Annotated in this window: 18 protein-coding genes; 8 read left to right on the top strand and 10 right to left on the bottom strand. The window is 61.9% G+C overall.

What is annotated here, in order from left to right; all coding sequences use genetic code 11:
* Positions 1 to 45: 45 nt before the first annotated feature.
* Both AArcSl_RS01950 and AArcSl_RS01945 read right to left on the bottom strand, forming a co-directional pair.
* Positions 46 to 3,405: a PAS domain S-box protein gene (locus AArcSl_RS01950; protein WP_119814238.1), complete on the bottom strand. Its 3,360-nt coding sequence runs from the start codon at positions 3,403 to 3,405 to the stop codon at positions 46 to 48.
* A 161-nt stretch (positions 3,406 to 3,566) separates the two neighbouring features.
* A complete protein-coding gene (locus tag AArcSl_RS01945; protein WP_119814235.1) occupies positions 3,567 to 4,253 on the bottom strand; it encodes a helix-turn-helix domain-containing protein in 687 nt (228 codons plus the stop codon).
* A gap of 221 nt (positions 4,254 to 4,474) precedes the next feature.
* On the opposite strand from AArcSl_RS01945, the gene AArcSl_RS01940 reads away from it, so the two are divergent.
* Positions 4,475 to 4,669, top strand: coding sequence for a hypothetical protein (locus AArcSl_RS01940; protein WP_119814232.1), 195 nt, complete (start codon positions 4,475 to 4,477; stop codon positions 4,667 to 4,669).
* Positions 4,670 to 5,483: 814 nt separating this feature from the next.
* On the opposite strand, the gene AArcSl_RS01930 is transcribed toward AArcSl_RS01940, so the two are convergent.
* The gene (locus AArcSl_RS01930; protein WP_119814227.1) at positions 5,484 to 6,449 is read right to left on the bottom strand and encodes an ABC transporter substrate-binding protein; all 966 of its coding nucleotides are present in this window, start codon (positions 6,447 to 6,449) and stop codon (positions 5,484 to 5,486) included.
* Between the two features lie 135 nt (positions 6,450 to 6,584).
* Between AArcSl_RS01930 and AArcSl_RS01925 the strand changes: the two genes are divergently transcribed.
* On the top strand, positions 6,585 to 7,763 hold the full coding sequence (locus AArcSl_RS01925) for an ABC transporter ATP-binding protein (protein WP_119814224.1): 1,179 nt from the start codon (positions 6,585 to 6,587) through the stop codon (positions 7,761 to 7,763).
* A 35-nt stretch (positions 7,764 to 7,798) separates the two neighbouring features.
* Here the strand turns inward: AArcSl_RS01925 and AArcSl_RS01920 are convergent, their stop codons facing one another.
* Together AArcSl_RS01920 and AArcSl_RS01915 are read right to left on the bottom strand one after the other, a co-directional pair.
* The gene (locus AArcSl_RS01920) at positions 7,799 to 8,458 is read right to left on the bottom strand and encodes a flavin reductase family protein (RefSeq protein WP_119814221.1); all 660 of its coding nucleotides are present in this window, start codon (positions 8,456 to 8,458) and stop codon (positions 7,799 to 7,801) included.
* Between the two features lie 67 nt (positions 8,459 to 8,525).
* The gene (locus tag AArcSl_RS01915; RefSeq protein ID WP_119814218.1) at positions 8,526 to 9,527 is read right to left on the bottom strand and encodes a substrate-binding domain-containing protein; all 1,002 of its coding nucleotides are present in this window, start codon (positions 9,525 to 9,527) and stop codon (positions 8,526 to 8,528) included.
* Positions 9,528 to 9,606: 79 nt separating this feature from the next.
* Here AArcSl_RS01915 and AArcSl_RS01910 point away from each other — a divergent pair, with 79 nt between their 5' ends.
* The 3 genes from AArcSl_RS01910 (at position 9,607) to AArcSl_RS01900 (ending at position 13,835) form a co-directional block, all read left to right on the top strand.
* Positions 9,607 to 10,608 (top strand): substrate-binding domain-containing protein, encoded by a 1,002-nt coding sequence (locus tag AArcSl_RS01910; protein ID WP_119814215.1) that lies wholly within the window; start codon positions 9,607 to 9,609, stop codon positions 10,606 to 10,608.
* 72 nt (positions 10,609 to 10,680) lie between these two features.
* Positions 10,681 to 11,913 carry an extracellular solute-binding protein gene (locus AArcSl_RS01905; RefSeq protein ID WP_119814212.1) on the top strand — a complete coding sequence of 411 codons (1,233 nt, stop codon included), beginning with the start codon at positions 10,681 to 10,683 and terminating at the stop codon, positions 11,911 to 11,913.
* A gap of 95 nt (positions 11,914 to 12,008) precedes the next feature.
* Positions 12,009 to 13,835: an ABC transporter permease gene (locus AArcSl_RS01900; RefSeq protein ID WP_245883334.1), complete on the top strand. Its 1,827-nt coding sequence runs from the start codon at positions 12,009 to 12,011 to the stop codon at positions 13,833 to 13,835.
* A 19-nt stretch (positions 13,836 to 13,854) separates the two neighbouring features.
* Here the strand turns inward: AArcSl_RS01900 and AArcSl_RS01895 are convergent, their stop codons facing one another.
* Complete coding sequence (locus AArcSl_RS01895; protein ID WP_119814209.1) at positions 13,855 to 15,324, bottom strand: cryptochrome/photolyase family protein; 1,470 nt, start codon at positions 15,322 to 15,324, stop codon at positions 13,855 to 13,857.
* Positions 15,325 to 15,404: 80 nt separating this feature from the next.
* Between AArcSl_RS01895 and AArcSl_RS01890 the strand changes: the two genes are divergently transcribed.
* Entirely contained in the window at positions 15,405 to 16,406 is a 1,002-nt protein-coding gene (locus tag AArcSl_RS01890) for a TIGR04024 family LLM class F420-dependent oxidoreductase (RefSeq protein WP_119814205.1), read from the top strand.
* An 18-nt stretch (positions 16,407 to 16,424) separates the two neighbouring features.
* Here the strand turns inward: AArcSl_RS01890 and AArcSl_RS01885 are convergent, their stop codons facing one another.
* Positions 16,425 to 16,997 carry a DUF7344 domain-containing protein gene (locus AArcSl_RS01885; protein WP_119814202.1) on the bottom strand — a complete coding sequence of 191 codons (573 nt, stop codon included), beginning with the start codon at positions 16,995 to 16,997 and terminating at the stop codon, positions 16,425 to 16,427.
* A gap of 207 nt (positions 16,998 to 17,204) precedes the next feature.
* On the opposite strand from AArcSl_RS01885, the gene AArcSl_RS16970 reads away from it, so the two are divergent.
* Positions 17,205 to 17,351, top strand: coding sequence for a DUF7550 family protein (locus AArcSl_RS16970; protein WP_193588491.1), 147 nt, complete (start codon positions 17,205 to 17,207; stop codon positions 17,349 to 17,351).
* A gap of 5 nt (positions 17,352 to 17,356) precedes the next feature.
* Here the strand turns inward: AArcSl_RS16970 and AArcSl_RS01880 are convergent, their stop codons facing one another.
* Positions 17,357 to 18,529, bottom strand: coding sequence for an ABC transporter ATP-binding protein (locus AArcSl_RS01880; RefSeq protein WP_119814199.1), 1,173 nt, complete (start codon positions 18,527 to 18,529; stop codon positions 17,357 to 17,359).
* 305 nt (positions 18,530 to 18,834) lie between these two features.
* Between AArcSl_RS01880 and AArcSl_RS01875 the strand changes: the two genes are divergently transcribed.
* Positions 18,835 to 20,178 carry a cyclic 2,3-diphosphoglycerate synthase gene (locus AArcSl_RS01875; RefSeq protein ID WP_119814196.1) on the top strand — a complete coding sequence of 448 codons (1,344 nt, stop codon included), beginning with the start codon at positions 18,835 to 18,837 and terminating at the stop codon, positions 20,176 to 20,178.
* A 7-nt stretch (positions 20,179 to 20,185) separates the two neighbouring features.
* Here AArcSl_RS01875 and argF read toward each other — a convergent pair whose 3' ends face one another.
* Positions 20,186 to 21,073, bottom strand: coding sequence for an ornithine carbamoyltransferase (argF, locus tag AArcSl_RS01870; protein WP_119814193.1), 888 nt, complete (start codon positions 21,071 to 21,073; stop codon positions 20,186 to 20,188).
* Between the two features lie 97 nt (positions 21,074 to 21,170).
* The gene (gene purL / locus AArcSl_RS01865; RefSeq protein ID WP_119814190.1) at positions 21,171 to 23,408 is read right to left on the bottom strand and encodes a phosphoribosylformylglycinamidine synthase subunit PurL; all 2,238 of its coding nucleotides are present in this window, start codon (positions 23,406 to 23,408) and stop codon (positions 21,171 to 21,173) included.
* Between the last annotated feature and the right edge of the window lie 131 nt (positions 23,409 to 23,539).

The following is a 23,539-nucleotide window of genomic DNA, read 5'->3' as shown; positions in this document are numbered from 1 at the left end:
GACTCGCTCGATCCCGGATCAGCTCACCCGCCGAATCAAGAGCGTCTATTCTGCAGCGACCGCAACGCCAGTCATTTCGAATCGTGCCCCACCGGAATCGCTCTCGGTGACGGAGATATCCCAGCCGTGTGCCTCGGCGATTTCCTGGACGATCGCAAGGCCCAAGCCCGTCCCCTCGGTGGTCGTCGAGTAGCCAAATTCGAAGACTCGATCGCGCTCGTCTGCCGGGAAACCGGGGCCGTTGTCTCCGATGTAGAATCCGTCATCCAGATCACCAACAGTGATCGTCACGTCGTCACCACCGTGGTCGATCGCGTCATCGGCCTGCGGCCGATTGCTCGTGGAACTATGTTCCACGCTGTTCCGGAACACGTTCTCGACGAGTTGCCGCAGACGACTCTTGTCGGCTTGGATCGTCCGTTCCGTCTCGACGACGAGCGAGGCGTCTGCCGTGTCAACGGTCCTCCAACAGGACTCGACGAGGTCCGAAAGCAAGAGTGGCTCCGTTTCCCCCACCGTGTCACCGTTGCGGGCGAGTGTCAACACGTCTTCGATCAGCACTTCGATGCGATCGTGCGCATTCTCGATGGGTGCTATATGCTCACTTTGGTACTCCTCTTTCAGTAGATCCAACCGCCCCTGGGCGACGTTGAGTGGGTTTCGGAGGTCGTGAGACAGGATACTGGCGACCGCTTCCAGCCGCTCTTTTTTCTGTGCCAGTTCCAGGTCTCGAAAGATACCGAACGTGACATCCCCATCCGGGAGTGAGACCGTATTGACGCTGATCTCGATTGGGATGGTGCCCCCGTCGGCTGTTTCCATCTCCAGCTGCGAGCCATCCGACAGCGCCTGGACAGTCGTCCGTTCTTCCTTGGCCCGTGTGAACGCCTCCCGATGCAACTCGGCGTCCCCAGTGGGATGAATTGTCGAGTGGTGACGGCCGATGAGGTGTTCCTTCGGTTCTCCGGTCAGTGTTTCGGCAGCCTCGTTGGCCTCGAGTATCTCACCCGTCTCAGTATCCGCGACGAACACCGGATCCGGAGCTGCGTCCAGTAAGGACTCGTATCGCTCTGTTGCCGATTCCACCGCAAGTTCGTGTTCCTTCCGTTGGGTGACGTCGGTGAGGACACCGATCAATCGCTCGCAACCGTCATTGAAGCAGACTTCACCGCGGCCGTTCATCCAGCGTTGTTCGCCATCGTCACGCTGGATACGGAATGTGGCTTCGTACCCTTCTTCGGACTCGATGCTCTCCTGGATGGCAGTCTCGACATGGCTTCGGTCAGCCGGATGGATTCGTCGGATAAACGCGTCGAGCGTTCCCTCGAAGGTGCCGGGTTCGAGGGCGAATAGTCGTTCCATGGTCTCATCCCAGTAGAGGTCGTCAGTGTCCATGTTCCAGTCCCAGACACCCGTGTCAGATCCCTGGAGCGCCAGGTCGAGACGCTGTTTCGTTTCGCGTAACCCCCGTTCGCGCTCTTTGCGTTCGGTGATGTCTGTGACAACGGCCATGATCCCGGAGACCTCACCCATCTCGTCGCGGAGTGGGGCCGTCGAGATGCTGAGATCGATCAGTTTACCGTCCCTGCTGCGTTGCTCGACTTCGAGATTCTCGAACACCTCGCCATCCAGTGCCCGTTCGAAGCGGGCCTGGAAGTCAGATTCCGTCCCGGCAGGAAACAGGTCGAGACCCTGGATCTGCTGGCCCTTGACTTCCCCTTGGCTGTAGCCAAACAGGGATTCGGCGGAGTCGTTCCACAGCTGGATACTTCCGTCAATATCAACAGCAATGATCGGATCCGGAGACGCGTCGAAAACCGCGTCGAGTTGCTGGGTCGTCTCCTGTAGTGCCTGCTCTCGTTCGAGGCGATCGGTAACGTTCCGACTGACGAGGAGGGTCTGGCCGGGGACGATCTTGTTTGCGGCAGAGTATTCGACGGTCCGTTCGACGCCATCCGCACCGAGGAGCATCATCGTGTTCAGGTCCGTTCCTTGCTCGTGGGACTGCCGCCAGAACGCGTCGAAATCGAAGTCGTCCGGGAAGAAGCGTGCGAGTGGTTGTCCGAGCAACTCCTGTTCGTCCATACCGTAGATCTGGCTTGCTTTCGAATTGGCATCGATGATTTGGGCGTCGTCATTGACGATGATCATCGCGTCGTAAGCCCCTTCGAAGGCGGCCTGATACTGGTCGCGGGCCTGCGTGAGTTTCGTCAGTTCTTCGTCGACGTTTGCCGTCGGCTTTCGCGGGACGGAAACCGTCATGCTCGTCCCGTCGTCGGAGCTGGTTGCGTCGATCGACCCGCCGTGACTGGAGACGATCCAGTGAGCCAGCCACAATCCGAGTCCGCTGCCGTGAACTAACGGCGTCTCGCTCCCCGTCTTCAGTACCTCGGCTTCTTCGTCGTCCAGCCCAGGTCCGTCATCCACGATTCGGATCTCGACGGCGTTCGGCACGGACGCGACAGTGACCGTCACGATGGCCGTGTCGCCGCCGTGCTTGGCGGCGTTATCGATCAGTTCGGTCAGCGCCCGGTCCAGACTCGGAAGGACTGCGGCGGTGATGTCGTCGTCGTATTCGACAGTGATTGACACATCTGGATAGTTCGCACGCACCGTTTGGGCCAGGTCCTCGACGAGTTCCGTAATTTCTGTGGGTGTGCGCTCGAAGTCGGTATTGACGAACCGATTCAACTCGCGGGCCTTCTCGCTCAAGTCGAGAAGGTTATCGATGTTGTCGAGTGTGGTCTTACTGTACGACGGAGCGCCCAACTCGTCGGACATGAGCTGAGTATACCCCCGAATGACGGACATGTCGTTTTTGAGATTGTGTCGAAGCACCCGGTTGAGAACCGTGGCGAGGTTGGTCTGTCTCGTGAGTTGGGCTTCGTGGTGCTCGCGTTCGAGTTCGCGTTCGAGATTCCGGGCGATGAGTTCTGCAAACATGCTTTCGTCGTCACTGAACGGATCTCGCGGGTCTTCACCGACGAAACAAACCGTACCGTAGGGTTCATCATCGAGAACGAGTGACGTGCCATGATAGCAGGCCAGGCCGTGGGCTTCGAACGCCGGGTCGTCTTCCCACCCCTGGTTCGGTGCATCGTGGAGTGTGTGCTGAGCGTTGGTCTCGATCGTTCGACGGCAGTATGTGGTGCCGAGATCGAGTTCCAGCCCTGTGGGAAAGCGTCCATCTGACGAGTCGGTGCTGACGATCGCTTCCCAGTGGTCGGTTTCCTGATCGATCCTGGTGAGATGCCCGTTGTCTACGCCGAGGTACTGCCTGCCGAGTTCGAGGGCTTCACGCGCTTTCTGTTCGAAGGGAGTGTCCTCTCGGAAGATCTCGTAGAGTTCTTTTCTGGCCGCTTTGGGTGTTGCTGTCGTAGCCCCGTCCGTTACTGGTGCGGTCATAGTGCCTTCGCCTCAGGCTCGCTTTGATGAAATCGAGACAATATTCTCATGCGCTTCTATACAGTTCTCTCACGGTTCTTTTCGATGCATGATGTACAATTGTTATTAAGTAGTACACGAAACAGTAGTCCTCACCCGAGTCCGAAGAGGGAGGAGACGCATCAGGAATCCAGGGGTTGCTCGAACTCCTCGTCGCGCTCTTCTTGCATTGCAACGAGTGTATTTTCGGTGAGCGTCTCGATCGCCCGCCGCAGTCGTTCTGTGGCAGCCTGATCGGAGATCCCGAGTTCGTCAGCCAGTTCCTGCGTGGACATCTCTCGCGGAATCGAGTAGTATCCACCCTGCACAGCACACATGAGCGCTTCACGCTGCGGTCCTGTCACTCCGTACCACATACCGGTCCCCGGACGGACGGGGTTGTAGATGCGTCCGACTTCGAGGGGGATGTGCGCATTCGAACAGTGGTCTTGAAACTCACCGAGTCTCTCGTGGGTGAGAAACCGAATCTCGAACTCCCACGTGTCGACTGTTCCAGTGCCACTCAGGAGTTGTCCCTGCAGATCGATGATCCCCTGGAAGAATACGTCGCGGGAAACGTTCCAGTCCAGCGAATACAGTCGCTCGCTGTCGTGGCGCGTCACTTCGACGATGCGATCGACCGATGGGTGATTCTCGACGTTTCGCTCGAAGGATTCTCGGACGTCCTCGCTCACTGAGAAGAACGGAACGGCTTTCTCGCCCATCGGAATCATGTTTTCGAGTTCGATCGTTCCGTCGGCTTCCAGTTCGAGGATCCGACCGAGTTCGAACGAGTCAGCCGGAACCCGAAGATGCGCGATGACTGCCATTCCTTGATCGATGATTGTGATCGATACTGGTAAATATAGGTGGCCTGGTTGACCAACCCGGGGAGAAAAGCATGGTGAGCCATGCAGAGCGACAGCCCTTAAGGTGTGTGTCGCTGAAAGCAGATGGACCGAACGCCCTTCGCGAAGTGTGGCCGACGTGGTGAGGATGTGGTCGCGGGTAGTCCCCATCTCTTCGAGTTGAGGCTTGTGGTCATCAAATCATGACACGCGATCAACACCGCGACATTTCGATTACCAGTGGCGACGACTTCGAGGCGGTTCTCGCCGAGGCCATCGAGCAAGCCGTCCAGGCAGACGTGGATGTGCGCGGTGCCTGGGAGTTTCAAACGAACGGAAGAACGCACGCCTGGGACGTGGTGATTGACGAACTGGCTACTGACCTCGACGACAAATAAGTACGGCTCCCGGGAAGTAAACGACCACGGGTCGGGTGACCCGTGGAACTCTCGCTGTTTCCTTTAGAACACCTACGTCAGTAGCCGCCTTCGCCATCGAAGCATCGGCCGCATTTACTGGCGTTTTTTGCAGTCAGTAGCTGGTCGTCCGAGGTGGGTTGGAGATTGTCATGAGAGAGGTGGTGATGGATCCCACACTCGGTTTGAAAATCCGACTTGTCCCGTTCGTATTTGTGTACCGTGTGTGTGACTTCGTTCAGAAGTACATCCATGTCCCATAATAACTTATACCACCCTCAAGAGGTTGCTGCCTGGTGCGCAAGGGTATTTAGGTGAGGAGCACTCCGCCGATCAATACTCGGTGTTCATATTTTCTTCCAAATGTATGTATATTAATAAATTTTCGTTTGAAGATTCCATGCGTCGACATCGACGTGGGAACCGAGATCGGAATCGCCGACCGATACGAGTTCTCTTTCGACGACACGTGCTGGCCCAGTCCTTTCGAAAATCGTTCATGATTGTTCGATGTATAGTATGAACGTTTGGGTTATTTTTCCGAATTTAAAACTATGTACGAAAGGGTTTATCCGGTTCTAGGTACTAAGTTTACATACGATGTCGCATAAGAGCGCACGTTCGTTCGAAAACGTACAGTTGATGGGAACAGTCGATTCGGAACTGCTGTCGCAGACGCAGAGTCCGTTCGAAAAACTCGCCTCCCGGTTCGGTCCGGACGGCGAATAACCGCGGAAACGACCGTTTTTCGTCGTCGTTTTTCCGTTTTTGAGGTTCGCTTCGAGAGCGGCGGGTCTCAACCGAACGTCCCGATTTCCAGCGATTCGGTGGCGAACAGTTCCTCGAGGTCGTACCGACGGTCTGCGATTCCCTGTCGGTGTGCGTACTCCACCAGCGTGTTCAGTACGTTCCGGTTGGTCTCCGTCAGTCCGTATTCCCAGGGATCCTCGAGTAGTTCGCGCTGTCGTTCGGCGTGGATATCGGCCCACAGAAGCGGGACCCACTGTGGACGCTCCAGCCGTCGAAGGCACTCCTGTTTTGCGTTTTCGAAAGCGTCGTAGAGCTTCTGGACGATCCACGGGTGTTCCGCGAGGAGTTCGTCCTTCAGGACGATCGCGTGCATGATCGGAAAGATCCCGGTTTCCTCGAAATAGGCCTGCTCTTCGGCGATGGGTTCTTCGAACAATCGTTCGGCCTCCGGCACCTGCAACGGCACGGGATGCAACACTGCGTCCAGGTCACCCGATCGAAGCAGTTCCTCCATGTACGGAACGGTTCCGCCGCCCGGATCGAGATCCGTCACCGAATACTCATTGGGGATTTCGATCGGGACGATCTCGGATCCGACGCGGTGCCAGTCGACGCTCCTCGTGTCGAGTCCGTACTGCTCCCGCAGGATCCCGCGCTGCCAGATTCCGGTCGTCGTCTGCCAGTTTACGACGCCGACGCGTTTTCCCTCCAGATCCTGTGGTGTGTCGATGTCGGCGTCGATCCGCCTGTAAATGTACGAATGTCTGAATCGTCGGTGCGGAAACACCGGGATCGCCGTAAACGGGTACTGTTCCGGGCGGAATCGGGTTGCGAGGTACGTGCCCATGGAGAGTTCGCATGCGTCGAACTCCAGATTGTTCGCCATCCGCACGAACCGCTCGGGGTTGTGATACTCCAGGATCGAGAGGTCGATTCCCTCCGGCGAGACGTTCCCATCCCACAGTCCGCGGGTCCACTCGTACCGACCACACGCAAGCGAGAGGTCGAGCATGCTCTGGGGTTTCTGCCCGTGAACCATATTCGCACCGAACGATCGGGAACCCCATCGTTTATTACATGGAACTTGTAATATGGAATACGAACGGTCGATCCCGGCGGCACATCGGTCAGGCGACCTACTCCACACATGACAGAGACGAACCGGCTCCAGGTGCGTGACCTCGACAAGAGCTTCGGGGAGGAGTCGATCCTTTCGGCGGTCAGTTTCGACGTCGCCGAAGACGAGATCGTGGCGTTGCTGGGCCCCAGCGGCTGCGGGAAAACCACGACGCTGCGGTGTATCGCGGGCGTCGAGTCCCCTGACGGGGGCGAGATCACAATCGATGGCGAGACGGTGTACTCGTCGGACGTGTCGCATCCCCCCGAGGATCGGGAAATCGGGATGGTGTACCAGAACTACGCGATCTGGCCACACAAGTCCGTCTACGAGAACGTGGTGTTCCCGCTGAAGTATGCCGACCATTCGTTTTCGAAAGACGAGTACGAGTCACGGGTGGACTGGCTTCTGGAACTGGTCGACATCGCCGAGCTGAAACACCAGCCTGCGACGGATCTCAGCGGGGGACAACAGCAACGCACTGCGCTGGCGCGTGCGCTGGCGCACGATCCGGACCTCCTGTTGCTCGACGAGCCGCTGTCGAATCTCGACAAGAAGCTCCGGGCGAACATGCGGTACGAGCTCCAGAAGCTCCAGCAGGAGGTCGGGGTGAGTATGCTGTACGTCACGCACGACCAGGAGGAGGCGTTCTACCTGGCCGACAAGGTACTGGTGATGAACGAGGGCGATATCGTCGAACGGGGGGCGCCAAGGGAACTGTATCGTCGCCCGTCTTCGGCGTTCACCCGCGACTTCGTCGGCCAATGGAACCGCCTCGACGGCTCGGTCGAGTGGGACTCGGATGGGAGCAGGGTCGTCCGGACCGATCTCGGTACGGTGCCCGTCGACGCAGTCGACGTCGTCCACTCGGCGAACGTTGACGGCCCCGTCCACTGTTTCCTTCGGCCCAGGGACGCCGCCGTCCAGCGGGAGTCTGCAGCCGACGGCGGACGCGCAGCCGGTACAGACGGCATCTTCGTCGGTGCCGACGTCGTCGGGGCGGGCGACGCGCCCGCCGCGCTCTCCCGTCGGGGGACGGTTCTCGCGGCGGGACTTTCGCGGGATCTCTACGAGGTGACCGTCGGGTTCGAGGACGCCGATACCGAGGTGGTCGTCCGGTCGGATCGTGTCCGCGACTTCGACCGTGGGGATCGTGTTCTCCTCCGAGCGCCCGCAGACGCGATCAAACTGTATTCGGCAGGCGAGTGATGGCGGTGCCGGAACCGTCCCGTATCATCGGTGTACTACCGGTGTTTTTCCTGTAGCTCCTCCGGGAGCCCCTCGAGCACGTCGTCGCCCGGGAACGATTCGAGGTTCTCCGGGCTTAGGTCGGCGTAAAAGCGGTGTTTGGTGTCGTCGTCCTCGTCGGCCCAGTCGCTGCCCATGTACGCGAGCACGTCTTCTTCCAGCGAGAGCAGGCGTCCGTCCATGCCACCTTCGGTGACCCACGCTTTCTCTACGCCTCCGAAGTAGTAGGTGGTGTTCTCGAACTCGAAGGAGTCGAGGACGCGACACTCGATGTTGCCGACGGCGTCCGCGAGGATCGGGACGTCGATCTCCGCGCCGGGGATCGTCTCGAGGTCCAGGTGGTCGATCTTGTCGAGTTCCCGTCCGCTGACCATTCCGGAGAGTATCATCGCGTCGATCAGCTCCGTCGACGGAACCGACAGAACGAACTCGGGATTCTCCTCGATGAGATCGTAGGTGTAGGTCTTCTGGCTCACTCCCAGCAGATACCGGAACGGGTTGTACCCCGCGACCATCCACCACGCTGCAGTCATCAGGTTCGGTCCCTCGGTCTCGCTTTGAGTCACAACGAGCGCAATCGGCTTCGGCTTCAGGAGGGCCTTGGAGTCGATGCCGGAGATTTCGTCGAAGCGGTCGGTCGGTGTCGGCTGCGACATGTCCCTTCGTTCGGTTTTACGAACAAGAGGGTGTCTATTCCGTTCGGATCGTCTCAGGGGGAGACGGTCACTCGGCGGCCAGATCAGCGACGAACAGCTCTTCGGGCTCGTATTCCCGATCGGCTATTCCCTGGTCGTCGGCGTATTCGACGAACTTCGACAGTTCTCGTCGTGTTCGCTCCGTTACCCCGTACTCCCAAACCTCCTCGCCGGGGCCCATGATTTCGCGTTGGTCGAGGCGGTGGAGGTGTGCCCACGTGAGCGACATGTTGTAGCTCGGTCGCCGGACTCGTTCGAGTCCCACGTCGCGTGCCTCACAGAACGCCTCGTACATCCGCTCGGCGACCCACGGATGTTCCTCGAGCACCTCGTCGCGGATCGCCACCACGTGCATGATCGGGTGCAGTCCAGTTTCTTCGAAGTAGTCGCGTTCGGCCGCCAGTGGGTCGTCGAACACGAACTCGACATCGTCGGAGTCGAAGACTGCCTCGAGCAGGGAGCCCGACGGGTCCATGACCGCGTCCAGCTCGCCCGCAAACAACAGCTCCCGCATGTCGCGCGGCTCGTCGATCGCATCGCCGCCCTGGGAGCCCGGAACCGGCCGGACGTCGTACCGGTCGGGGGCGGTCCGGTCGACGTCGTCTTGTCGGCGCCGGTACCACGTCACGCTCTCCAGGTCGAGTCCGTGATGCTCCGTGGAGATCCCGCGCATCCAGACGTTGGCCGCGGTTTGCCAGGACTGCACGCCCACTTTCTTTCCCGCCAGGTCGGCCGGCTCGTCCACGTCGGCGTTGACGTGCCTGTAAAAGAAGGCGTGTCTGAAGGTTTTGCTCGGGAACACCGGGATCGCCGTGAAGGGGTATTCCTCGGGTTCGGCCCGGGAGGCGACGTAGGAGGCGAGACAGAGCTCGGCGACGTCGTAGGCGTCGGTGCGGCAGAACCGCCGGTGGCGCCGCGGCGGGTATGTCGTGTCCGCGGTCAGGTCGATCCCGTCGGGGTCGACCTCCCCCGTCAACAGCGCCCGGGTGATGTCGGTGTCGTCGCAGTTGAGCGTGAGTTCGACCGCCATAGGTCGGATCTCTGCACCGCGAATAAATAGCTGGTGGGAAAACGACAGAACTACGGACGACACACAAGCACTCCACGGTATGTCCGTCGAACTGACGTTCTGCGGCAGCGATAGCGATCTCACCCGGGCGTTGCTCACCGGCGAGATCGAACCCGACGGCGTCGATCTGACCGCGATGACGGAGTACCCTCCCCGTCGGCACCGCCGGTTCTTCCGACACCGGGAGTTCGACGTGTGTGAAGTGTCGCTTGCGTCGTACGTCTCCTCGCGTGCAAAACCTGAGGAGTATCCGTTCACGGCGATACCCGTCTTCCCGAGTCGACGGTTCCGGCACTCGTTTTTTTACAAACACACCGACGTCGATGCGGCGGAGCCCGCCGATCTGGCCGGAAAGAAGGTGGGTGTGCAGTCCTGGCAAACCACCGCAAACGTCTGGCTCCGCGGGATCTTTGCGGAACACTACGGACTGGATCTGGAGGCGGTAACCTGGGTCCGCCGTCGGGAAGACGACGTTCCAGTCGAACTCCCCGATCGGTTCGAGATCCGTTCGCTCTCCGGCGGTTCGGACCCCGACGCTGTCGATGATCCAGCGGACATGACGGAACTGCTGTTTTCGGGAGAACTGGACGCCGCCATGGATCCGGCGGGATCGCTGTTTCACGCCGTCGCCGACGCCGAGGAGGTGGAGTTCTTCTTCGATGACCCGAAGGCCGAAGAGCAGGCCTATTTCGAGGAAACCGGGATCCACCCGATTATGCACGTAATCGCAATCCGCGATGAGGTGCTCGAGGAACATCCCTGGGTTGCGGTGAACCTGTACGACGCGTTCTGTGCTGCGCGAGATTTCGGTCTCGAGCGGGCCCGGAGTCCTAGCACCCACATGGCGCTCACGTGGGGGCACATCGAAGCCGCGAGACAGCGACAGGCTCTGGGTGCCGAAGCGTCGGTGTGGGAGTACGGGATCATTGAAAAAACCCGGATCGAGTTGGAGACGTTTCTCGAATACGCCCACCAGCAGGGACTGATTCACCGAGAGGTCGCGCCCGAGAAACTGTTCGTCGATTCGACGCTGTCTCTGTGACCCGCGTGAGATCCGAGGAAACGAACAGCGGAAGGTTTTTATTATCTATTACAGAAATCCTATAACATAGAAATGAATTCCGAATCAGGTGCCGTACCGGAGGCGGACACGGAAACGGAAGACGAGAGGTCCCGGGACGGAGTGTCGATGTCCCGTTCGCGGCGCGCCGTCGTTGCCGGGGGCGGTGCGGCGGCGTTGACGGCGCTTGCAGGATGTACCGGTCTTCTCGGCACCGCAGACGACGGGGAAACCGAGGAGGAGAACGCCCCCGAGCCGCCGTGGACGACCGAGGAACTGTCTGAAGTCGTCGGCGACGACCCCGACTTCACTATCTACGCGGCGGCCGGCACCCGCGACGCGTGGACGCAACTCGTCGAGGTCGTCAACGACGAGTTCGGTACCTCCCTGGATCCTGACCTGTACGTCAGCGACGGCGGCGACGTCGCCCAACGAGTGATCCAGGAACGGCAGGCCGACCGGGACCAGGCCGACATCATCTCACAGGGGACGGCGCTGTACGACCAGATCCACGAGGAGGACATGGAGGCTGGCGACTACTACGAACTCGGCATCGACGAGAACTTCTGGTTCTCCGAGGCGCTCCCCGACGAGATGACCGAACCCTGGTACGTGTCGGCGCTCAACGGCGGTCCGTCGACGTGCATGGCGATCAACGCGGACATATTCGAGGAGCGTGGGCTCGACTATCCGGACACCTGGAACGACCTGCTGGACGAACAGTACGAGGGCCTCGAAACGTGTTTCCCGTCGTATGTGGTGCCGAGCCGGATCGGCTGGATCGTCCGACACCACGCCGAGCAGCTCGGTATGGACGACGAGGAGTGGCTACACGAGATGATGGATCACCTCGACTTCAAAGGCGTCGAGAGCCACACGCGGGGTGCCAGGGAGGTCGGACAGGGGAACATTCCGTTCATGTTCTACAACTTCCCGTGGACGGTCCGTCAGGTGATCGACGACCTGCCGGTCGAGATCCATTACCCCGACGACATCCAGGCGCTGATGAGCTCCGGACACCTGGCGATCAACAGCGAAGCTCCGAACCCGTGGGCCGCCCGGTTCCTCTTGAGCGCGGCGGTCGAAGTCCCGGTCCAGCGTCGGATCCTCGAGGACGTCGACCTGTTTGCACCCAGTCGGCTCGATGTCGACTACTCGGATCTCGACGTGGATCCGTACTACGAAGAGTTACTGAACGCGGACGTCTCTCTGGTTACCTTCGAGGATGAGGGCGAGTTTACCGCTGTCGGCGAGCGAGTGATCGCAAACGTCATCGAAGACCGGTAATCGGGTCAGACGATGGATCGAACCGTCGATGAATCGGTTCGACCCGATCTAACCCCGGCTGATTTCGAGACAACGATATCGCCTTCGACACACTGATGGACGGCAAAAAAGCGGCCAAAGCGACAGTGAGCTCCCTCCGTGAGCTGACACTCCGTGCGATCGGCGTGATGCCAGGTATGGCTCCCGACACGGTCGAAAGCGTGACTCGAGGCACTGTCGTCAAACACGGCATTCTCGGAGGAGCCGTCGTCGCGCTCGTCGTGTTGACCGTCGTTCCGCTCGTCTTTCTGCTCTGGTCGAGTCTCTGGTCCGGGTTTCCGGGGGATTTCAGCGGCTCGTTCACCCTTGAAAACTTCGAACTGGTGTATCTCGAACAAGTTTACGACGTCACCGGGCTGTTCGCGAATTCGCTTTTCGTCGCCGTCGGCATGACGCTGATCGCGATGACGTTCGGGCTGGGATTCGCCTGGCTCTTCGTGCGGACAGACCTGCCGACGCGGGGTGCAATGGAGCTGGTGATCGTTTCCCCGTACGCGGTTCCGGGATACATCTACGCGATCATGTACATCGCGACCTACGGGCCGAATAACGGGCTCGTGACGTCGGCGCTGAGCTGGGTGCCCGGCGTCCAGGCTGTGTCGAGCCATCTCTTCACTGGCTGGGGAATCGCGTTCGTCGTCGGTATCAACGCTGTGACGTCGTTTTACCTTCTCACGGCTCCGGCGCTCCAGCAGATGGATCCGAAGCTCGAGGAGGTGAGCCGGATCCACGGTGCGGGCATCCTCCGAACGATTAGATCGATCAGCTTCCCGCTGGTCGTTCCGGCGATCCTGGCTGCCTTCACGGTGACGTTCCTCAGGGGGTTGGGTGAGTTTTCGGTCGTCGCGATCCTCGGGGCGCCGGAGGGATTCGACGTGTACGCGACAGCCATCTGGTCTGCAGTCTCGCTGCGGGCGCCCCCGGAGTACGGGATGGCGGCAGCGCTCTCGTTCAGTCTCATCGCCGTAACCGCCGTGCTCACCTATTACTATCGGTCCGTGACGAGTCGGAAAGAAGATTATATGACCGTGACTGGACGGTCCTACAAGCCGAAGAAGTGGGAACTCGGGAGCTGGCGCTGGCCGCTGGCGCTGTCGATCTGGGGAGTGCTTTTCATCGTCTGGGTCCTCCCGGTGTTGGTGATGATTCTCGTTTCGTTTCACTCCTTCTGGACGGGGATCCCGACGCTTTCCGACCTCACACTGGCACACTACCTCGAGGCGGTGACCGACCGAAACGTTCGTCGGGCGTTCCTGAACAGTATCGCTATTTCTCTGGGTGGCGCAACGCTCGGGACTGCACTGGTCGTGGCTGTCGCGTATTTTACCGAACGGACAGAATATCGAGGGCGGGGAATCGTCGATTTCCTCTGTCTGTCTCCGCTTGCGGTCCCCGGTATCATCATGGGCACAGCGGTCATCTTCACGGGGCTGTGGGTCGGGAAAATACACCCGATCTTCGATCTGTACGGAACGTTGTGGATCATCATGATCGGCTGTATCATCGTCTTCATTCCGTACGCCTCGCGCATTGCGATCGGTAACGTCGTACAGATCCACGACGAACTGGAGGAATCCGCCCGGCTGTTCGGTGCCTCGTGGCTCCAGGGGATGCGCGAGGTGTTCCTGCCGCTGTTCAGGAACACTGCTGCAGTCATCTGGTTTTACCTGTTGATCCACATCTTCCAGCTACTCACGATCCCGATCATGACGTACACGTCGGGAACGGAGGTCATCGCGATCGAAGTGTTCCACCTCTGGACGAAGGAGGCGAACCTGGAACTGGTGTCTGCGCTCTCGACGCTGTTCATCGGGATGACCTTCTTCATACTGCTGGGACTGCGGCAGATGGGGATCAGCTTCCACGATCTCCAGCGTCGGTAGTCACGTTGTCTCTTACGTATTATTCCTCCGTCTCCCCCCGCGCCCGCTCGAACATCTCCAGTGCCGCCTCCCGCCGCCGGGAGTGATCCACGATCGGTTCGGGGTAACCGGGCGCGATCCGGTGACGCTCCGTCTCCGACAGTTCGTGCCACTCGTGGATCACCTTCGGCTCGACGCCGGAAAGTTCCGGCACGTACGTCTGAATGTACTCCGCGTCGGGATCGTACCGCTCGCCCTGGGTCATCGGGTTGAAGATCCGGAAGTACGGCTGGGCGTCCGTCCCGGTCGAGGCGGCCCACTGCCAGCCGCCGGTGTCGTTTCCGGTGTCGTGATCCGCGAGCTTCGTTTTGAACCAATCGTAGCCGTGTCGCCAGTCGATCAGCAGATCTTTCGTCAGGAACGAGGCGACGATCATCCGCACCCGGTTGTGCATGTACGCCTCTGTACGGAGCTGTCGCATCCCGGCGTCGACGATCGGATACCCCGTTTCGCCGTCCCTCCAGGCGTCGATCAGTTCGGGGTCGTTCTCCCACTCGATCGGGTTCTCGTACGCGCGATAATTCTCCGAGACGACCTCGGGGTTGTGAAACAGCACCTGCGTGTAGAACTCCCGCCAGGCGAGCTGTGACTGGAACTCCTCGACCGCGGCTTCCGGATCGCTCTCGCCGACGTCCGTCTCCGTCATGGATTCGGCGGTTTCGGCTGCCTCGGCGGTCGCCTCCCACACCTCCCGGACGCCGATCGTCCCCCACTTCAGGTCGGTCGACAGCCGCGAGGTCGCGTCGTCTGCGGGGTAGTCTCGCCGACTTTCGTACCGGTAGATCGGTCCGTCACAGAACTCCTGGAGTCGCCGCCTCGCCGCCGCCGTGCCGGCCGACTGGAGCTCCGCCTCGGGCTCGCCGAAGCCGAGGTCTTCGATCGACGGGAGCGTCTCGAGTGCTGCGTCCAGTTCGGCGGTTGCCTCCCGAACCGCGTTGGCGTCCACGAGATCCTCCGGTGTTTGGGCCGGATACGGCGGTGACTTCTCGCGTTCGCGCCACTTCTTCCAGTAGTAGGTAAACACCGAGTAGGGATCGCCGGCGTTCGTCCGGATCGCGTCGGGGTCGTGATGGACGGCGTCGTGAAACGCCTCCCGAGGGACGTCGACTGCGTCGAGTGCCCGGTGGACGCCGGCGTCGCGTTCGCGCGCGAGCCCGGAGTAGTCGCGGTTCCAGACGACCCGGTCGACCTCCAGCTCCGTCGCAACGGCCGGCAGGATCGTCGACGGATCGCCACGGGCGAGCAGTAGCTGCGAGTCGCGCTCTCGATACCGGTCCCGCAGCGCCGACAGCGCATCGAGCATGAACGCGACCCGCGGCGGCGCGGCGTGCTCGAGGACGGCGTCGTCGAAGACGAAGATCGAGGCGACCTCGCCAGTGTCGTCTCCGGCGGCTGCGAGCCCCCGGTTGTCGGCGACCCGCAGGTCCCGCCGGTGCCAGAACAGATCCATGGATGCCGATGGGGCGCCACTCCCCTGAAGGTAGGGGATCGTCCCCTATCTTCATGTGCCTCGTGTGAGCAGTCCCGAACATGGACGCCGCACGCGACCTCTCGCTGCCGGTGGCCGCACAGCCGTCCCTCGAGGCGATCGTCTCGATGGTCGAACGCGCCGAAAACGCGGGCTACGATCGGGTCTGGCTCCCGGAGACGTGGGGGCGGGACGCGGTGACGACGCTTTCGGTCGCCGCCGAACGGACCGACGAGATCGGCCTCGGGACGAGCATCACGAACGTCTACTCTCGGTCGCCAGCCCTGGTCGGACAGACCGCAGCGACGCTGCAGGAGGCCAGTGAGGGACGCTTCCGTCTGGGGTTGGGCCCGTCCGGTCCGGCCGTGATCCAGCAGTGGCACGGTCAGTCGTTCGAGAGCCCGCTGCGGCGGACCCGGGAGTACGCCGAGATCGTGCGGAGCGTCTGTGCGGGCGAGGAGGTCGACTACGACGGGGAGATCTTCGACCTCTCTGGCTTCCGGCTCCGGTTCGATCCGCCGGAGCCGGCGCCGCCGGTCGACGCAGCCGGGCTCGGACCGAAGTCGGTCGAACTGGCGGGACGGTTCGCCGACGGCTGGCACGCGCTGCTTTTGACGCCCGACGGGCTCGCGGACCGACTCGAGGATCTCCGGCGCGGCGCCGAACTCGGCGGGCGGGACCCCGACAATATTCGGGTGACGCTTTCGGTCACCTGCTGTGCGCTTCCGGATCCGGAACCCGCTCGCGACCTCGTCCGCCAGCATCTCGCCTTCTACGTCGGCGGGATGGGGACGTTCTACCGCGACGCGCTGGCCAGGCAGGGGTACGAGGAAACTGCAACCCGGGTCCACGACGCCTGGCAGGAGGGTGACCGGCGGGCCGCACTCTCTGCGATCGACGACGAACTCCTCGAGGAACTCGCGGCTGCGGGGACGCCCGAGGAGGTAACATCGCGGGTCGCAGAGTTCGAGGCGCTCGAGGGAGTCGACGCCGTCGCGGTGTCGTTCCCGCGTGGCGCAAAGCAGGAGGCAATCGGCGCGACGCTCGATGCGCTGTCGCCCTGATCGCCCGATCGACGCGGATCAAATGCGATTCTTTCGCGTCTGGTACAGCTGGGCGATCGACGCACACCCAAAGCCAACTGCGATGAGCGTCGCCGCGGCGAGGCCGGACAGACCGGCGAAAAACACCGCCTCGACGGCGACGGCGAGCAGAAGCACGGCTGAGAAACCCGAAAGCAGCACGTAGAACTCGGCCCACGTCAGTTCCTTTTCCTCGACGACCTCGAGGTAGACGTCGAAGGTGGTTGCAACGTCCGTCAGCGTGACAGTCCCGCTGCGTGCGTCGAAGTCGATGATCCCCCGCCGGGCCAGTTGGGGCACGTGAGACTGGTACAGGGACGTGTACACCCGCTTGCGCTGTGCGTACGTCGCCTCCTCGGGCTCGATGTCGTTCTCCAGTCCGGCGATCGCCCGTGAGAGGTCCCGTATCGTCGATTCCCCCTCGGGGGACTGCTTCAGCTCCGAAAGCACGTATCGGCGACGGGCGTTGCTCAGCGTTCCGAAGATTTCGTCTTTCGTGAGACCGACCTCGGTGTTCTCGGTCGCGTTTTCCCCTCCGGACGCCGTCGAGAGGTCAGGGGCGTCCGTACCCATCAGTCCCCCAACTCGCTCAGACGGCGGTCACTCGCCGTGAACTTTGAAGCGGGATCTATCTCTATTTGCAATCCCATTATTTACGTCCATACATTATGATTATATTGACATAAACGCTTCCATTAATTATCAATTAGTCTATCATTTGGGATAGCTCATCGGGATCGAACGGATGCGTTTTAGTACCCACCGTTCGCACCGTCGAGTATGGCAGATCACGACGACGAACCGGACCCGGACGCGCGCGTCACTTCCCCGATGCAGGAGTTCACGACGAAGCAGGTCGGGCTCGGGCTGGTCGTACTGCTCGTCGGGCTCGCGATCGCCTTCGGCGTCCCGCTCGCGCTGGCCTGACTGGACTATCGCGGCGGCTCTTCCTGACGGGGATACCACGCGAGCGGATGGTCGGCGACGAGATCGACCGCTACCCGCTGGTCCGTCTCGAAGTTCTCGACGTGGTTGTGGAGGCAGTGGACGGTTTCACCGGAGTCGAGTTCGACCCGATAGATGAACGACGGGCCGACGTACTGGCGTCTGAGCACGTAGCCGTCGGCTTCCTCGCCGGTGGCGGGCGTCGCGCGCACGTCGTCCGGACGAACGAGGACGTCGACGGGGGCGTTGTCGTAGGTGGTGTCGTACCCCTCCAGCGTCGCGGCGTCGAACCGGCCGATCCCCGTTTCGACTTTCCCCTCGGACAGCCGCCCCTCGAGGAAGCTCGCCCGCCCCAGGAAGGAGGCGACGAACTTCGATTCCGGCTGTTCGAACACCGCGGCCGGATCGCCGATCTGCTCTACGCGTCCCTCGTTCATCACCGCGACCCGGTCGGAGATCGACAGCGCCTCTTCCTGGTCGTGAGTGACGGAGACCGCGGTAACCCCTGCCTCCTTGAGGATTCGGCGGACCTCCTCGCGCATCTCCACGCGGAGGCGGACGTCGAGGTTCGAAAACGGTTCGTCGAGCAGCAACACCTCCGGCTCCGGCGCCAGCGACCGGGCGAGCGCGACGCGCTGTTTCTGTCCCCCGGAGAGCTGGTCCGGCGTCTTCTCGCCGTGTTCCGGGAGGTTCACGAGATCGAGCAGTTCCTCGACTCTGGCGCCCCGCTCCTCTTCGTCGGCGTCGGTCAGCCCGAATGCGACGTTCTCCTTGACGGTCAGATGCGGAAACAGCGCGAAGTCCTGAAACACGATACCGACGTCACGGGCTTCGGGGGTGACAAACGCCGAGCCCCCGGCGACGGTTTCTGCACCGATCGTGACTGTCCCTCGCGTCGGCCGCTCGAGTCCCGCGATGAGACGCAGCGTCGTCGTCTTCCCACAGCCCGACGGACCCAGGAGGGTCAAAAGCTCTCCCTGTTTTACGGTAAGTGAGACGTCTTCGACCGCGGTTTCGGCGTCGTACTCCTTGAACACGCCGTCGAGTTCGAGGAGGGTTTCTCCCTCCGGCTCGCGGGACGCCTCGCTCCCGGTTTCGGTCTCCGGGGCGGTCGTTCGGGCGTCCGGCCGGTCGTGCTGCAGTGGCTTACTGTGTGACATGTGACTCTCCGACTTCCGGCTGTGACACCGATCCTGCCATCCAACAGCGACAAGGTGTCGGCCTGTGGGGGACGCGAGGAGCCATCGTTACCAGTAGGTCTTTTAGGAGGACCTAAAAGTATGTCGCTCGGATTCAGTCGCTGGGAAACCTCTCTGTGCAATAGCCCGTCGACTTTTCAGTGTCAGCTTCGATCGGTTTCGGGCCGGAGAGTGTCGGACATGTCGATGATCGGCCCGTCCAGATACGGCACACGTTATTGCCCGAAATTTTATCTTTTCACTGGCGAAACAGACGAACTGCAACTATGACCCGACGAGTCGTCATCATGGGCGCTGCAGGGCGGGACTTTCAGGACTTCAACTCGGTGTTTCGCGAGGACGACGACCACGAGGTCGTCGCGTTCACACAGACGTTCTCCCAGAACATCGGCGAACTCGACGAGATACCCGAGCGGACGTATCCTGCCTCACTCGCGGGGGAGAACTATCCGGACGGGGTACCGATCCTCCCGGAGTCCGAACTGGAAACGATCGTCGAAGAGCGCGACGTGGACGAGGTCGTGTTGTCGTATTCGGATCTCTCCCACGAGTACGTGATGAACCAGGCCTCGCGCGCGATTTCGGCGGGCGCTGACTTCCGCCTCGTCGGCACCCGGATGATGTACGAGGCCGACATCCCGGTCGTGGCCGTCGACGCCGTCCGGACCGGCTGTGGGAAGTCACAGGCCGCCCGGAAACTAGCGTCAATCCTCCGCGAGGAGACCGACAAGGAGGTGATAGTGGTCCGCGAGCCGATGCCGTACGGCGACCTCGAGAACCAGCGCGTCCAGCGGTTCGAGACGCTCGAGGACCTCGAACGCCACGACGTCACCATCGAAGAGCGCGAAGAGTACGAACACCACATCGAGGAAGGACACGTAGTCTACGCGGGGGTCGACTACGAGGACATCCTCGCGGAAGTCGAGGAGGAAGCCGATATCCTCCTGTGGGACGGCGGCAACAACGAACTCCCCTTTTACGTTCCCGACGTTCACTTCGTGCTCGCTGATCCCCACCGGCCGGGGCACGAACTGCGGTATCATCCTGGCGAGGCGAACCTCCGGATCGCCGACTACGTCGTGATCAACAAGGAGAACACCGCAAACGAGGAAGACATCCAGACGATCGTCGACAACGTCGAGTCCGCGAACCCCGACGCCGGCATCATCCACGCCGACTCCGTCATCACCGTCGAAGACGAGGCGGCGGTCAAGGACGCCCGCGTTCTCGCCGTCGAGGACGGACCCACGCTCACCCACGGCGGAACCTCGGTGGGTGCAGCGTCGATCGCGGCCGAGCAGTTCGGGGCGGGGGAAGTCGTCGATCCTCGCCCGCACGCCGTCGGCAGCATCGCCGACGTGTTCGAGGACTACGACCACCTCGGTAACGTCCTCCCGGCGATGGGATACAGCGAGCAACAGCTCGCCGAGTTGGAGCAGTCGATCGCGAACGTCGACTGTGATGTCGTCCTGGCCGGCACGCCCATCGACCTCTCGAAGATCGTCGACGTCGACACGCCGATCGTGCGCGTTCGCTATGAGATCGAGGAAAGGGGCGACCTCGACTTCGAAGCCGTCCTCGAAGAGCACGCAGACGTTCTGGGTCTGTAGCCAGTTTTCACTCCTCGAGCAGCGTGTACAGCAGCGCTTTCTGGACGTGCATCCTGTTTTCCGCCTGATCGAAGACGATCGACTGTGGGCCGTCGATGACTTCGGCGCTCACTTCCTCGCCGCGATGTGCCGGGAGACAGTGCATGAACACGGCGTCATCGCGGGCGGCGTCCATCAGATCTCGATCGACCTGATACCCCTCGAACGCGGCGAGTTTCTCCTCGCGCTGTTCCTCTTCGCCCATGCTCACCCACACGTCGGTGTACACCGCGCTGGCCCCGTCGACGGCCTCGTAGGGGTCGTTTGTGACCACCACGTCGGCGTCGCGAACCCGGTTCTGGATCGTTTCGTCGGGCTCCATCTCCGGGGGTGTGGCGACGCGACAGGACACATCCAGCTTTCCACAGGCCTGCATTAATGAGTGGGCGACGTTGTTCCCGTCACCCACGAACGCGACGGTGTCCAACAGGTCCCGCTCGTACAGGGTGTACAGGTCGGTGAGTGCCTGACACGGATGGAGGAAATCGGTCAAGCCGTTGATGACCGGAACGGTCGCGTGTTTGGCCAGTTCGACGATCTCCTCGTGATCGAATAGCCGGGCCATGATCGCGTCCTCGTACCGGGACATCACTTTGCTCGTGTCTGATATCGGCTCGCCCCGCCCGAGCTGGGACTCCCCCATCTCGAAGAAGATGGCGTGACCGCCGAGCTCTGTCATTCCGGTTTCGAAGGACAGCCGCGTCCGCGTCGAGGGTTTCGCAAACAGCATTACGAGCGTGTTGTTTTTCAGCGCCGAGGAGAACTTCACCGGCGTGGATTTCATCTGATCGGTGCATTCGAACAGCGATTCGATCTCCTCGCGGGTCAGGTCGTGGATGTCGATCAACTGGTGCATCGTTCGGAAGTTGTGTCGTATTGCTTATTATTATTACTTCGAAAGAAAAGTTCACAGCGGTCGAACCAGGCACGTCTCAAATCGCCGAAACTCCGGGCTATGAGAGTTCCCGTTCGATGACCGCCCGTTTTGTGGCGATCTCGACGGCAGACAGCGTCACTGTCTCGCCGTCCACGGACAGAGAGAAGCGACCGACGTCTGTGGGCTCCCCCGGAGATTCCACCGGGACGGTGTCCCCGACAGCCCCCCTGACTGCGTCCGGGTCGGTCGTCTCCACGACGAGCCGTCCTGGCGCCTCCTCGAACGCCGCGGTCCGGTCCGGAAGCGAGACGTCGACGCCCGCTTCGTCGGTCACCATCTCCGCGAGCGTGACGACGAGCCCGCCGTGGCTCACGTCGTGGGCAGCGACTGTCGATTCAAGGGAGGCGACCGTCGCCAGCGCTTCCACGGCGTCGGCCGGATCCGCCGGCAGCGCCGGGAACCGATCGCTCCCCCCACACCGGACGAGATACTCGGCGCCCCCCAGGCGATCGGATCCCTTCCCGACGACGAGCAGTTCCGTGTCCGGCCGCCCCGAGAGTTCGATCCCGGGCGCGTCGTAGCCGCGTTTCGTTCCGATCATCGCGAGCGTCGGCGTCGGGGGCACCGGGCCCGCCGCCGAGTCGTTGTACAGCGAGACGTTGCCGCCGACGACAGGCACGTCGAGCCCGGCACAGGCGTCGGCGAGCCCGTCGACGACTGCCCCGAACGCGCCGTACACGTCCGGCTTTTCGGGGTTGCCCCCGTTGAGACAGTCGACGGCGGCGAGCGGGCGGGCGCCGACGGCAGCGAGGTTTGCGGCGTTCTCGATGGCGACCGCCCGGGCGCCGTCGTATGGCGCAGTGCTCGTCCAGTTCGGATTCGCGCCCGCCGTAATCGCGAGCCCGACGCCGTCGCCGGCGTTCTCGTCGGGCTCGGGGGCGAGTTCTCGAAGCGCAAGTACAGCCGCGTCCGCGCCGGGGCCCACCGCCGTCCGAACCCCTACCTCGTGGTCGTACTGCCTGTACACCCACCGCTTGCTGGCCGTCGTCGGACTCGAAACCACCTCGTCGACTGCCGTCTCCAGGGAGACGTCGGGGAGCTCCCGGGAGGGCGTCTCGGGTTCGGTCATCGGAAGGTCGTTCATCGGCGCACCGTCAGCGAGGAACTCGGCGGGAGCGTCGACGACGGTCTCTCGTTCGGCGTCGTCTCCCTGTCGTTCGCCTCCCTCCTCGCTTTCTGCGAACGTGCACACGTAGTTCCCCTCGGTGACCTCCCCGATAACCGAACAGCCCAGATCGAACCGTTCGGCGAGTTCGCGAACCCGGTCGACGTCTTCGGGTCGGACCTCGTAGCACATCCGCTCCTGGGACTCAGCAAGCAGGATCTCGAGTGGTCGCATGTTCGGCTCCCGCTGGTGGACCCGTTCCAGCTGGATGTGTGCACCGAGTCCGCCTTTCGCCACCAGCTCCGAGGAAGCTCCGCCGAGTCCCGCCGCACCCAGGTCGCGGGCCGAAACGACGAGTTCCGCATCGAGAAGCGCTTCGTTGCACTCGATGAGCCGCTTTTCGGCGTACGGATCCCCGACCTGGACTGCCGGCCGATCCTCCGTCTCGGCGTCCTCCCCGAGGTCCTCGGAGGCAAACGACGCGCCGCCGAGTCCGTCCCGGCCGGTGGCGTTCCCGACCAGCACGAGCGCGTTCCCCGGCTGTTGTGCTTCAGCGGTGACGTACCGGTCGGCGTCGGTCAGGCCAACGCAGGCGACGTTCACGAGGGGGTTCCCTTCGTATCCCTCGTGGAAGTCGACGCTCCCGGCGACCGTCGGGACGCCGATACAGTTTCCGTAGTGGCTGATCCCCTCGACGACCCCCTCGAAGAGATATCGGGAGTGGTCTCGATCGAACGAGCCGAAGTAGAGGCTGTCCGCCAGTGCGATCGGGTACGCTCCCATGCTCATGGTGTCCCGGACGATCCCGCCCACCCCGGTCGCGGCCCCGTCGAACGGATCGACGTAGGAGGGATGGTTGTGGCTCTCGATGCCGAACGTGAGATACGTGTCCGTGTAGTCGTCCTCGCTCCGCTCGCCCGGCGGACGCGTTGCCGCCTCCGGGGACGGCACTGCGACGACTGCGGCGTCGTCCCCCGGGCCGACGACCACCTGGGGTCCCTCGCTCTCGAACGCGCCCAAAAGCGGCCGGGAGGAGCGGTACGCGCAGTGTTCGCTCCAGAGGTTCTCGAAAAGCGCCGCCTCGACCGGCGTCGGCTCCCGGCCCAGTTCGGCGGTGATGCGCTCGTGATCCGAATCGGAGAGACTCATCCACTTATATGGTCAGATACAGCGAATTAATGCTTTTCTATATGCACGAACGTGCGTTCCCCCGAGGGAATGATCCCCGATCAGGGGCCGGTACCGTGATTCTTTTTAAGTCACCGTTCCTACCCGCACTC

Origin of the sequence: Halalkaliarchaeum desulfuricum (assembly GCF_002952775.1) — an archaeon.
Lineage (GTDB): Archaea > Halobacteriota > Halobacteria > Halobacteriales > Haloferacaceae > Halalkaliarchaeum > Halalkaliarchaeum desulfuricum.
Note: the sequence above shows the minus strand (reverse complement) of the source record. Positions and strands in the feature narration are given on the sequence as shown.